The organism is Brevundimonas sp. SL161, assembly GCF_049896985.1.
Taxonomy (GTDB): Bacteria; Pseudomonadota; Alphaproteobacteria; order Caulobacterales; family Caulobacteraceae; genus Brevundimonas.
The window spans coordinates 77,765-88,602 of sequence record NZ_JAFCVJ010000014.1; the positions used below are offsets into that span (position 1 = coordinate 77,765).

Consider the following 10,838-nt stretch of genomic DNA (forward strand, 5'->3'; position numbering starts at 1 on the left):
CGGAGAGGTTCGTCCAGCCATGACCGCCACCGTCGCCTCTGTTCGCTCACCGGCGCGCACCATCATGGTCGGACTGGCGCGGAGCCTGGCCATCGCCGCGGCGGCCGGGGCCGTTCTGGCGCTGACCGGGGCGTTCCACACCATCAATTCGCCCCTCTGGGTGAGGCTCGTCTACTGGATGCCGGTGATGCTGGCGGGGGCGATGTGGGGGCAGGTCTGCTCGTTGCTGATCGATCGCTGGATCGACATGGACGAGCGGCCGTGGCTCGCGGTGGCGGCCCTGACCGGGGCGATCACCGGCCCGGTCTCGGTCCTGGTCTGGTTCGTCACCGGCCTGGTGTTCGACGGAGACGTCTACCCGCTGGCGACCCTGCCGCTGATGGTCGGCCCGGTGCTGACCATTACCAGCGTCCTGAGCGCCATCAACGTCTTCGTGTCCAGGGCGCAGCCGGTCCAGACCCATGCGGCCCCGGTCGGAGCCGCCCCCGCCCGCTTCCCCGACCGCCTGCCGGTCAAATTGCGCGGCGCGGCGATCCGGGCGGTGCAGGCGGAGGATCATTATCTCCGCATCCATACCGACCGGGGATCGGACCTGATCCTGATGCGGCTGTCGGACGCCCTGGAGGAGCTGGAAGGCCTCGAAGGCTCCCAGACCCATCGCAGCTGGTGGGTGGCGAAGGACGCGGTCCGCGACGTGGCCCGGGGGGACGGTCGCGCGACCCTGACCCTCGAAGGCGGCGTCACCGCGCCGGTGAGCCGCCGCTACGCCCGGGCCCTGCGCGAGGCCGGCTGGTACTGATCCCCCGGCGACCGCGCGGTCGCGCGACTTGCGCCGGCTACCCCCTCCACGACCCGTGAAATCCGGCCGGCAGGGCCACGTCGGCCCGCCATGTCGCGACCGGCCCGTCGGACACCCGGGCGGCGTCGAACGCGTGCAACTCGGTGACGCCCTCGGCCAGGTTGATCGACGGGGCGATCAGCCAGGCGTCGCGCTCGGCCGAGGCGCCCGGCTTCGGGACGAAGACCGCCTCCTCCATGATCTGGTCGTCGCCGAACAGGAAGCGGTCGGATCGGCCCGCGTCCCAGTCCCATGTGGCCAGACCGGTCGGGAGCGGCCGGTCCGGGCGTTCACCGGCGACGTGGGCGGTCAGGCGACGGGCGAGGCCGGCGCGACGCGGATCGGCCTTGGGAAACTCGGCCGTAACGCCGCTGGAGGCCAGTTCGGCGCGGCCGTTGGTGTGCAGGGTGACCAGTTTCAGCACGGCATGTTCGCCGGGGACCGTGCCGCGCTGTTCGACCAGAACCCGAGCCCCGGCGATGGCGAAGGCCACATCCCTGCCGGCCGCGACGTCGAAGCGGATCGTGCCGTCGGCCTCTTCCCAGCCGTCGCCGAGGTGGAAGAAGCTGAAGGTCGGCAGTTCAAAGATCCGGGTCGAGGTCAGGTCGGCCTTGTCGACGACCAGCACCTGGGTCCCCAGCTCGGGTTTCCAGGCGAACTGGGTCGCATAGGGCATGCCGCGGTGATCGAAGACCCAGGGCTGGAGCACGAAGATCAGATGCCGCTCCGTCGCGGTGAAGTCGTGCAGATAGCTGGCGCGCGGCAGCCTCAGGACCCCGGCGTCGATCAGCGAGCCGTCGCGGTTCAGATGCCAGACAATGGCCTGGTCGCCGCTCATGCCGACGTTCCACACTGTGCCGTCGGGGGCGAAGCGGGGGTGGGCCTGGAACGGCATGCCCTTCAGGTCGTCGCGCAGGGTGACGAACTGTTCCGTCGCGAGGGTCGCGGCGTCCATCTCCAGCGGCGAACCGCCTTCCCACAGGGCCCAGACCTTGTCGCCCGTGACCATGACGGCGGTGTTGGCCGCGCTGGCATCGTCGGCCGAGCCGACCCGGGCGCGGGCGTCGCCGGCCGTGCCGAAGCCGGGAGTGACGACGGCGTCGAGTTCGGTCTCCGTGCGGCGCTTGGGCGTGTCGGCGAAGCGGGCCGCCAGGGTCACCGCGCCGTCGTTCACCGTAAACGATCGCATCAGCCCGTCCCCGTCGAACCAGTGGGTGGCGCTGCCGCCGGGCCGGCGGAACTTGCCCGGACCGTTGCGGAACAGGGTCCCATCCAGCCCCGCCGGCGCCCGGCCGTGGACCAGTCGCATGGGGCGCGGCGCGATGTCGCCTTCGAGATCGGCGGTGGCCAGGGCCCAGGGAGCGGCGACCTCCTGGGCGATCGCGGCACGGACCCTCTCGGGGGTGGCGACGGGCGCGGACAGGGCCGCGGCGCCCATCAGGAAATGACGGCGGGAGGGAGTCATGTCGGCTGTTCCCTAGCGGATCGAAATGGTCTGGCTGGCGGCGCCCGAGACGCTGAACTTCGCGCGATCCCAGCTGGCGGGGCCCATGTTGCCGACCGCGTTGTTCGAGAAGGCGTAGGGCTCGACCGGCATGCCGAAGGGGTTGGTGTCCATCTGGCCGTTGCCGTTCAGGTCGTGGAAGGCTTTCACCCCGTAGTCGCCGGCCGGGAGACCTTCGAAGGTGACGCTGTGCTCGCCGCCGGCGACGTCGATGCGGGCGGCGCGGACTGGCTGTCCCCCGGCGTAGCTGGTCTCGTCATAGAGGGCGACCATCACGGCCCCGGTGTTCGCTCCGGTGTCGAAGGTCAGGGCGAGGCTGGCCGGGTCGGAAGCCAGGGCGGGGGCGGCGGTCAGGAGGGTCGTGGCGAGCAGGAAGGGGGCGAAGGCGGCGGTGCGGATCATCTTGGCGGTCCTTGTGAGGAGAGGCGTCAGGTGAGGCCTCGTGGGGATCTCGATGCCCCGACGATCGCCCCGCTCCGCCCCGGCCGCCAGCGGACTTGCGGCGACGGACGGTCCGGCTTCGTGAACGGCGGCCTGTGACCGCTGGCGAAGCGCGAACGAACACCTCTGCGCGCCTCCCTGCGTCAATGGACCGGTGGCCAGCGGAGCCGTTCGGGCGCACTATGCGGTCCGGGGCTGATCCTCCACCGGAGACTTGCCGATGACCGCGCGTATCCTCCTTTCATCACTGCTGCTGGCCGCCTCCCTGAGCGCCTGCGCCATGACCTCGAGCTCCCGTCCGACCTATGGACAGGAGCTGGACCAGCTGACCGCCGACTGCCGCGAGCGGGGCGGTATCCTCAGCCCCATCTCGGGCGCCCAGACGGGCCGGCCCCAGACCGACTACGCCTGCGAAATCCGGGGCGGGGCCAGCCGGTTGACCCGGAACTAGGGCGTCTTCGCCGGCGTCGTCACTGCCGTCGTCGGTGAGGCGGGGTGTGGGTGAGCCAGACTCCGCAAAGGGAGTGTGGAGCGTCCATGGAGTCTGGCCGGACGGCAAAACACCGTCCGAAGCGTTCGGCCGGGTTCGGAACCTTGTGCAGGATAAACCCGCTGCGAGGGGCGTCGCGTAAAAAGCCCCTCGTCAGGGCCGGCCGTTGAAATCACGGGCGGAGTCCGAGCGTCCGTTGATGGGTATCAGTCGTCTTCCGTCGGCGGGACCCAGTTCGGATCGTTCACCGGATACCAGTCGGCCGCGAGGTCCAGCCAGTTCGGGTTCGCCGTCTCGATCAGTTTCAGTTTCCAGTCGCGCAGCCATTTCTTCAGCCGCTTCTCGCGCCGGATCGCCTCGGTCACCCACTGGTGCTGTTCGTACCAGACCAGTTGGTCGCAGCCGTGCTCGGCCGTGTAGCCATCGTAGGTCCCGTTCTTGTGCTTCCACACCCGCGCGTGGAGGTTCGACGACATCCCGACATAGACCCAGCCGTTCCGTCCGCTGGCCATGATGTAGGTCGCGATAAAGGTGCGATGGGTCCCCATTCGCACAACCTATGCGCACCCCTTCCTTTCGTCATCCTCTGCCCCCGCTTCCTCCCTCCCCTTTCGTCATCCTCCGGCGTAACGAAGCGAAGACCGGGGGACGCAGCGGCGCCGAAGGCGACCTGTTCAGGCACGATGTCGGAAGCAGGGTGTCCGCGACAGGTTCGCGCTCCCGCGCGCCGCTGCGTCCCCCGGTCTGCGCCGCGAAGGCGCGGCTTGCCGGAGGATGACGAAAGGATGGGGTTTTCCCCGTCCGTGCGACGGCTTCGGCGACGGACAGGCCCGACCCTCATCCGTCTCGCTGCGCTTGCCACCTTCTCCCACAGGGAGAAGGAAGGGAGTGAGCGGTCGCAGACGGCCCCTAATGCACCCGCGCCTTCCCGATCTCCAGCCCGTCCGCCCCCGCTGACACGGCGATCACGGACCCGTCCTCCAGCTCTCCGGCCAGCAGCTTCTTGGCCATCGGGTCGACGAGGTCCTTCTGGATCACCCTCTTCAAGGGCCGCGCGCCATAGACGGGGTCGTAGCCCTTGTCCGCCAGCCAGGCCAGGGCGCCGTCGTCGATGGACAGGGTCAGTCTCCGGTCGGCCATCAGCTTTTCCAGACGCGACAGCTGGATGCGGACGATGCCGGCCATCTGGTCGCGGCCCAGACGCCTGAACAGGATGATCTCGTCGATGCGGTTCAGGAACTCGGGCCTGAAGTGGGCGCGGACGGCCTCCATGACATAGGGGCGGACGGCCTCGACATCGTCACCCTCGCCCTGGTTGGCCAGGGCTTCCGAACCCAGGTTGCTGGTCATGATGATCAGGGTGTTGCGGAAGTCGACGACCCTCCCTTGCCCGTCGGTTAGGCGGCCGTCGTCGAGCACTTGGAGCAGGACGTTGAAGACGTCGGGGTGGGCCTTTTCGACCTCGTCGAACAGGACGACCTGATAGGGGCGGCGGCGCACCGCCTCGGTCAGGGCGCCGCCCTCGTCATAGCCGACATAGCCCGGAGGGGCGCCGATCAGGCGGGAGACCGAGTGCTTCTCCATGTATTCCGACATGTCCATGCGGGTGATGGCGGTCTCGTCGTCGAACAGGAAGGCGGCCAGGGCCTTGGTCAGCTCGGTCTTGCCGACGCCGGTGGGGCCGAGGAACAGGAAGGAGCCGAGCGGGCGGTGGGGGTCGTTGAGGCCCGCGCGCGCCCGGCGGACGGCGTCGGCGACGGCTTCCAGCGCCGCGTCCTGACCGACGACACGACCACGAAGCGCGTCCTCCATCGCCAGCAGTTTTTCGCGCTCGCCCTCCAGCATCTTGTCGACCGGGACGCCGGTCCAGCGGGAGACCACGGCGGCGATCTGCTGGGCATCGACGACCTCAGGGGTCAGCGGTGAGCCGGTCTTCTCGTCGGCCTCGGCCTGGGCCAGCTGCTTCTCGATCTGCGGGATCTGGCCGTAGGCGATCTCGGACGCGCGGCCGAGGTCGCCGTTGCGCTGGGCGGCGGCGAGTTCGGCGCGCAGGCGGTCGAGGGTCTCGCGCAGCTGGGCGCCCTGCCCGACCTTGTCCTTCTCCGCCTTCCAGCGGGCGGTCAGGTCGTCGGACTCGATCTCGAGGTCGGAGATTTCGTCTTCCAGCTTCTCCAGCCGCTGGACCGAGGCGCTGTCGGTCTCCTTCTTCAGGGCCTCGCGTTCGATCTTGAGCTGGACCAGACGCCGGTCGATCTCGTCGAGGGCCTCGGGCTTGGAATCGACGGCCATGCGCACGCGGCTACCGGCCTCGTCGATCAGGTCGATGGCCTTGTCGGGCAGGAAGCGGTCGGTGATGTAGCGGTTCGACAGGGTGGCGGCGGCGACGATGGCGCTGTCAGAGATGCGGACCCCGTGGTGGACCTCGTACTTCTCCTTCAGGCCGCGCAGGATCGAGATGGTGTCCTCGACCGTCGGTTCGGCCACGAACACGGGCTGGAAGCGGCGGGCGAGGGCGGCGTCCTTCTCGACGTGCTTCCTGTATTCGTCGAGCGTGGTGGCGCCGACGCAGTGCAGTTCGCCACGCGCCAGGGCGGGCTTCAGCAGGTTCGACGCGTCCATGGCCCCGTCGCCCTTTCCGGCGCCGACCAGGGTGTGCATCTCGTCGATGAAGAGGATGATCTGACCCTCGGCGGCCGTGACCTCGCCGAGCACGGCCTTGAGCCGTTCCTCGAACTCGCCGCGGTATTTCGCGCCGGCGATCAGGGAGCCCATGTCGAGGCTCATGACGGTCTTGTCCTTCAGGCTCTCGGGCACGTCGCCGTTGACGATGCGCAGGGCCAGGCCCTCGACGATGGCGGTCTTGCCGACGCCGGGCTCGCCGATCAGGACGGGATTGTTCTTGGTGCGCCGGGCCAGGACCTGGATGGTGCGGCGGATCTCTTCGTCGCGGCCGATGACGGGGTCGATCTTCTGATCGCGGGCGGCCTGGGTCAGGTCGCGGGCGTAGCGTTTGAGGGCGTCGTAGCCGTCCTCGGCGGCGGCGCTGTCGGCGGTCTTGCCCTTGCGGACATCGGCGACGGCGGCGTCGAGCTTCTCGGCCGTGACCCCTGCGGATTTCAGGGCGTCGCCGGCGGGGCCGCCTTCACGGGCGATGGCGGCGAGGATCCGTTCGGTGGTGACGAAGGCGTCGCCGCCCTTCTTGGCCGTCTCCTCGGCATTGGCGAAGACGCGGGCGGTGGCGCCGTCGAGATAGAGCTGGCTGGTGGCGCTCTCGACCTGGGGGCGTTTCTTGAGCAGGGCCTCGGCGGCCTCGGAGGCCTTGGCCGGGTCGCCGCCGGCGGCGGTGATCAGATTTCGGGCCAGGCCGTCGCGCTCCTCCAGCAGCACCTTCAGCAGGTGCTCGGGGGCGAACTGCTGGTGCTTGCGGGCGAGGGCCAGCGACTGGGCGGACTGGACGGCCTGTTTGGCGCGGTCGGAATAGAGGTCGAGGTTCATGAGAGGTCGGTTTCCCCGGAAAGGCGGACAGGATCCGTGCGTCCTTGTGTGAAGCGACGCCTTGATCTGGGGCAAGACTTGGGTGTGGCGATGCAGCCACACAAGTCCTGACGCAACCCCGGCGCCGCTTCCACAAAATCGACGCCCGCGTCGAGGGCGCCCAGGCGGACGCCGCCCCGGCCCGGCTCGCGATTGCGAAGGTCGGGAAGCGGTCATGTCCATTGGGCGCACTGGCGCATCGATCGGCGCCGGACACCCTGATCCCGGGCCCGCGGCATGCTAAGCGGCGGGGATGAAGACTGAGACCTTCGATGTTCTGGTGGTCGGCGCGGGCGCGGCCGGGATGATGTGCGCGATCGAGGCGGGCCGGCGGGGGCGCAGCGTCCGCGTCGTCGATCATGGGCGGGCGCCGGGCGAGAAGATCCGCATCAGCGGCGGGGGCCGGTGTAACTTCACCAATACGGGCACGAGCGTCGCCAACTTTCTGGGCGAGAACCCGATGTTCGCGGCCTCGGCGCTGAAGCGCTACAGCCAGCGGGACTTCATCAAGCGCGTCGATGAGGCGGGCATCGCCTGGCACGAGAAGACCCTGGGCCAGCTGTTCTGCGACGACAGCGCCAAACAGATCATCCGCATGCTGACCGACGACATGCGGGCGGCGGGCGTGGTCCTGTCGACGGGCGTCGGGGTCGACCGGGTCGAGCGGGTCGGCGAGGGATTCGAGGCGGCGCTGTCGGACGGGTCGGTGGTGCGCTGCGCGTCGCTGGTCGTGGCGTCGGGCGGCAAGTCGATCCCCAAGATGGGGGCGACGGGGTGGGGCTATGACCTCGCACGGCAGATGGGCTTGCGGGTGACGGAGACGCGGCCGGCGTTGGTGCCGCTGACATTGGAGGCGGGGCTGCTGGAACAGACGACGCCGCTGGCGGGGGTGGCGGTCGATGCGGTGGTCTCAGCGGGGAAGACGAGGTTCGAGGAGGCCATGTTGTTTACGCACAGAGGGCTGTCGGGGCCGGCGATCCTGCAGATCAGCTCCTACTGGCGCGAGGGCGAGGCGATCACAGTGAAGATGGCCCCGGGCGTGGATGTGCTGTCGCGGCTGAAGGCGGCGAAGGCCGACAACGGCGGCAAACAGGCGGTGCACACGGCGCTCGGCCATATCGTGCCGCGGCGGCTGGCCGAGGTGCTGACCGCGCGCGAGGGCGCCAACGGCAAGCTGGCCGAGGTCGGGGACAAGGTGCTGGCGCGGCTGGATGCGGCGGTGAACGGCTGGACCGTCAAGCCGGTGGGGTCGGAGGGCTATCGGACGGCCGAGGTGACGCTCGGCGGGGTAGCGACGGACCAGCTGGACCAGCAGACCATGGCGACGAAATCCGTGCCGGGCCTCTATTTCATCGGCGAGGTCGTGGACGTAACAGGCTGGCTGGGCGGCTATAATTTCCAGTGGGCGTGGAGCTCTGGCTGGGCGGCGGGGCAGGCCTGCTAGTGCGCCTCGGGCGGCCGGGCCGCCGGGTCGAGGTATTCGTTCTCGGAATGAGGGTGGGCCGACAGGACGAAGCGGCGGTCGCAGTAGCCGCATTCGACGAAATTCTCGCCGCCCATGTCGAGATAGACCAGGGGATGGCCCAGCACGCCGCCGCCGTCGCAGGCCACGCGCTTGGTGGCGACCGTGATTTCCTCGGGCGGGAGGACGAGGTGATCGGGGTGGCGCGGCGGCATGGATCGTTCCGTGGTCTTGGCGTGGAGGGGCGCGACGCCTAGTTAGACGGCCTGCTCCCGCGCCGAAAGCCCCTTATGACCGAGACCGAAGCCCTGCCCGTCAACGCCATTGAGGTGCGCGGGCTGGAAAAGACCTATGCAGGCTCGAAGAAGTCGCCGCCGAAGACGGCCCTGCGCGGGGTCGATCTGGTCATCCCGCGAGGGTCGATGTTCGGCCTGCTGGGCCCGAACGGGGCGGGCAAGTCGACGCTGATCAACATCCTGGCGGGTGTGGTCAACAAGACCGGCGGGACCGCCGCCATCTGGGGTCGGGACATCGACGAACGGCCGCGTGACGCACGCGCCGCGCTCGGCGTCGTGCCGCAGGAGATCGTCGCCGACGTCTTCTTCACCCCGCGCGAGGCGCTGGAGGTGCAGGCCGGCTTCTATGGGGTGCCGAAGTCGGAGCGGCGTTCGGACGAGCTGCTGGCGGCCCTTGGCCTGTCGGACAAGGCCAACGCCTATGTGCGGGCCCTGTCGGGCGGGATGAAGCGGCGGCTGATGGTGGCCAAGGCCCTGGTGCACAATCCGCCGATCCTGATCCTGGACGAGCCGACGGCGGGGGTGGACGTCGAGCTGCGTCGCCAGCTGTGGGAGTATGTCCGGCGCATCAACGCCGAGGGCGTCACCATCCTGTTGACCACCCACTACCTTGAGGAAGCGCAGGAGCTCTGCGACACCATCGCCATCATGAACCGGGGCGAGGTCGTGGCCTGCGAGCCGACGCCGCAGCTGCTGCGCCGTCTGGATACGAGGAACGTCGTGGTGACGCCGGAACACGCCCTGGACGGGCTGCCGACCGTGGCCGGGTTCGACGTCGTGGCCCGGGCCAACGGCGCCTTCGCCATCTCTTACAGGAAGGGCCAGTCGTCGGTCGAACAGGTTCTGGCCGCCGTGCGCGCCGCCGGGATCACGATCTCGGACATCACCACCGAGGACCCGGACCTGGAGGACGTGTTCCTGGCCCTGACCTATGGGGATGTGAATGCGGTCAGCCCGACGAAGGATTGAACCGGGGCATTCGCCCCCATCGAGGGTCTGGCGATCTCGACATGTCGGCCGTGGGTCGAGAGAGGAACTCCAGTTTTACCGCCTTCGCGGGAACCCTCTTGCAGCTTCGCCGATTCGCGATTGGCGTAGATTTCTCACCGTATCCCGGTGATCCTCGCTGAGGCGGGGAAAACGTGCTTTTCGTAGGCTCAATGGCCACGGACCATCTTGCGTCTTCTGATGCACGTGACCCTGTGCGCGTCGCCCACCGACCCCCGGATGTCGTGCGCCAGGCCGTGCGCGCCGCGACGAACGAGATCCATGAGCGACTCCATCAGCATCCGGCTCTGGCCGCCGTTCAGGATGGCGCCATCGACAGCCTGGCCTACCGTCGCCTCCTGGCGCGGTTGTACGGATTCCATATCGCCTTCGAACGCGCCGCCCGGCTCAAGCCGGAACGGAGCGTCTGGCTTGAGAAGGACCTCGCGGCGCTGGGGATGAGTCCCGAGCGCAGGGCCGCCCTGCCCCTCTGTCGCGGATTTCCGGCCCTGGCCCTGCCTGAAGCGCTCCTCGGTGCGCTCTACGTCGTCGAGGGCTCTGCCCTCGGGGGCGTCACCCTGGCGCGAGGCCTGGAGGGGCTCGTTGGCGTCGGCGTTCTGGACGGGCGTCGCTTCTTCACCGGACATCAAGCCGAGACGGGTCGCGCATGGCGCGCCTATCTCGCCCGGTTATCGGCCACAGACTGGACGGCGGAACAGCAGGCGACGATCATCTCCACCGCGACGACGACTTTTGCACTGTTCGAATGCTGGCTTGGCGGATGGAACGATACCGATGACTGACTCCGTCCTTGCCCGTGACCAGGTCGACCTCACCAATTGCGACCGAGAACCGATCCACATCCCGGGCGCGATCCTGCCGCACGGAGCCATGCTGGTGCTCGATGGCGCCAGTCTTCGCGTGCTCCAGGCGGCGGGAGACACCGAAGGCCTGCTCGGTCGCCCCGTCAGCGCCCTTCTGTCCCGACCGCTCGACCACCTGTTCTCCAGCGAACAGATCAATCGCATTCGCGCCCTGAGCCAGGAGCCGGACCTGGTCAAGCCGCGCCACCTGCTCGACCCGGTTCTGCGCATCGCGGGGGGCGCCCCGCTCGACGCCAGCGCGCACCGCGTCGACGGCGATCTGGTCCTGGAGTTCGAGGCCACCGCGACCGACGATGCCTTCGTCACGGATCCGCTGGCGGCTGTGCAGTTGATGGTCGAGGGGTTCAGCGCCGCGCCGTCGCTCTTTTCGCTCTGCCAGATGGCGACGGCGAGCGTGCGTCG

The 10,838-nt window shown here is 69.0% G+C and carries 10 protein-coding genes and 1 pseudogene; 6 read left to right on the forward strand and 5 right to left on the reverse strand.

Annotated features, from left to right (window positions below; genetic code table 11):
• The first annotated feature begins 19 nt into the window (after window positions 1-19).
• Window positions 20-799 carry a LytTR family DNA-binding domain-containing protein gene (locus ACP7AU_RS11325; RefSeq protein ID WP_426038673.1) on the forward strand — a complete coding sequence of 260 codons (780 nt, stop codon included), beginning with the start codon at window positions 20-22 and terminating at the stop codon, window positions 797-799.
• 37 nt (window positions 800-836) lie between these two features.
• On the opposite strand, the gene ACP7AU_RS11330 is transcribed toward ACP7AU_RS11325, so the two are convergent.
• Window positions 837-2,303, reverse strand: a complete 1,467-nt coding sequence (locus ACP7AU_RS11330; protein ID WP_426051467.1) for a carotenoid oxygenase family protein — start codon at window positions 2,301-2,303, stop codon at window positions 837-839.
• Between the two features lie 12 nt (window positions 2,304-2,315).
• Window positions 2,316-2,744: a DUF2141 domain-containing protein gene (locus ACP7AU_RS11335; RefSeq protein ID WP_426038671.1), complete on the reverse strand. Its 429-nt coding sequence runs from the start codon at window positions 2,742-2,744 to the stop codon at window positions 2,316-2,318.
• Between the two features lie 259 nt (window positions 2,745-3,003).
• Between ACP7AU_RS11335 and ACP7AU_RS11340 the strand changes: the two genes are divergently transcribed.
• On the forward strand, window positions 3,004-3,234 hold the full coding sequence (locus ACP7AU_RS11340; RefSeq protein WP_426038670.1) for a hypothetical protein: 231 nt from the start codon (window positions 3,004-3,006) through the stop codon (window positions 3,232-3,234).
• Window positions 3,235-3,479: 245 nt separating this feature from the next.
• On the opposite strand, the gene ACP7AU_RS11345 is transcribed toward ACP7AU_RS11340, so the two are convergent.
• Both ACP7AU_RS11345 and clpB read right to left on the reverse strand, forming a co-directional pair.
• Window positions 3,480-3,821, reverse strand: coding sequence for a GIY-YIG nuclease family protein (locus ACP7AU_RS11345; protein WP_426038669.1), 342 nt, complete (start codon window positions 3,819-3,821; stop codon window positions 3,480-3,482).
• Between the two features lie 361 nt (window positions 3,822-4,182).
• Window positions 4,183-6,768, reverse strand: a complete 2,586-nt coding sequence (gene clpB, locus ACP7AU_RS11350) for an ATP-dependent chaperone ClpB (RefSeq protein ID WP_426051468.1) — start codon at window positions 6,766-6,768, stop codon at window positions 4,183-4,185.
• A 292-nt stretch (window positions 6,769-7,060) separates the two neighbouring features.
• Here clpB and ACP7AU_RS11355 point away from each other — a divergent pair, with 292 nt between their 5' ends.
• Window positions 7,061-8,251: an NAD(P)/FAD-dependent oxidoreductase gene (locus ACP7AU_RS11355; RefSeq protein ID WP_426051469.1), complete on the forward strand. Its 1,191-nt coding sequence runs from the start codon at window positions 7,061-7,063 to the stop codon at window positions 8,249-8,251.
• On the opposite strand, the gene ACP7AU_RS11360 is transcribed toward ACP7AU_RS11355, so the two are convergent.
• Window positions 8,248-8,484, reverse strand: a complete 237-nt coding sequence (locus tag ACP7AU_RS11360) for a zinc-finger domain-containing protein (RefSeq protein WP_426038666.1) — start codon at window positions 8,482-8,484, stop codon at window positions 8,248-8,250. The genes ACP7AU_RS11355 and ACP7AU_RS11360 overlap by 4 nt on opposite strands.
• A gap of 75 nt (window positions 8,485-8,559) precedes the next feature.
• On the opposite strand from ACP7AU_RS11360, the gene ACP7AU_RS11365 reads away from it, so the two are divergent.
• The 3 genes and pseudogenes from ACP7AU_RS11365 to ACP7AU_RS11375 form a co-directional block, all read left to right on the forward strand.
• Complete coding sequence (locus ACP7AU_RS11365; protein ID WP_426038665.1) at window positions 8,560-9,534, forward strand: ABC transporter ATP-binding protein; 975 nt, start codon at window positions 8,560-8,562, stop codon at window positions 9,532-9,534.
• A 263-nt stretch (window positions 9,535-9,797) separates the two neighbouring features.
• Window positions 9,798-10,355 carry a biliverdin-producing heme oxygenase gene (locus ACP7AU_RS11370; protein ID WP_426051470.1) on the forward strand — a complete coding sequence of 186 codons (558 nt, stop codon included), beginning with the start codon at window positions 9,798-9,800 and terminating at the stop codon, window positions 10,353-10,355.
• Window positions 10,348-10,838: pseudogene (locus tag ACP7AU_RS11375) on the forward strand (hypothetical protein); the annotation flags it as partial. The gene ACP7AU_RS11370 and the pseudogene ACP7AU_RS11375, both read left to right, overlap by 8 nt.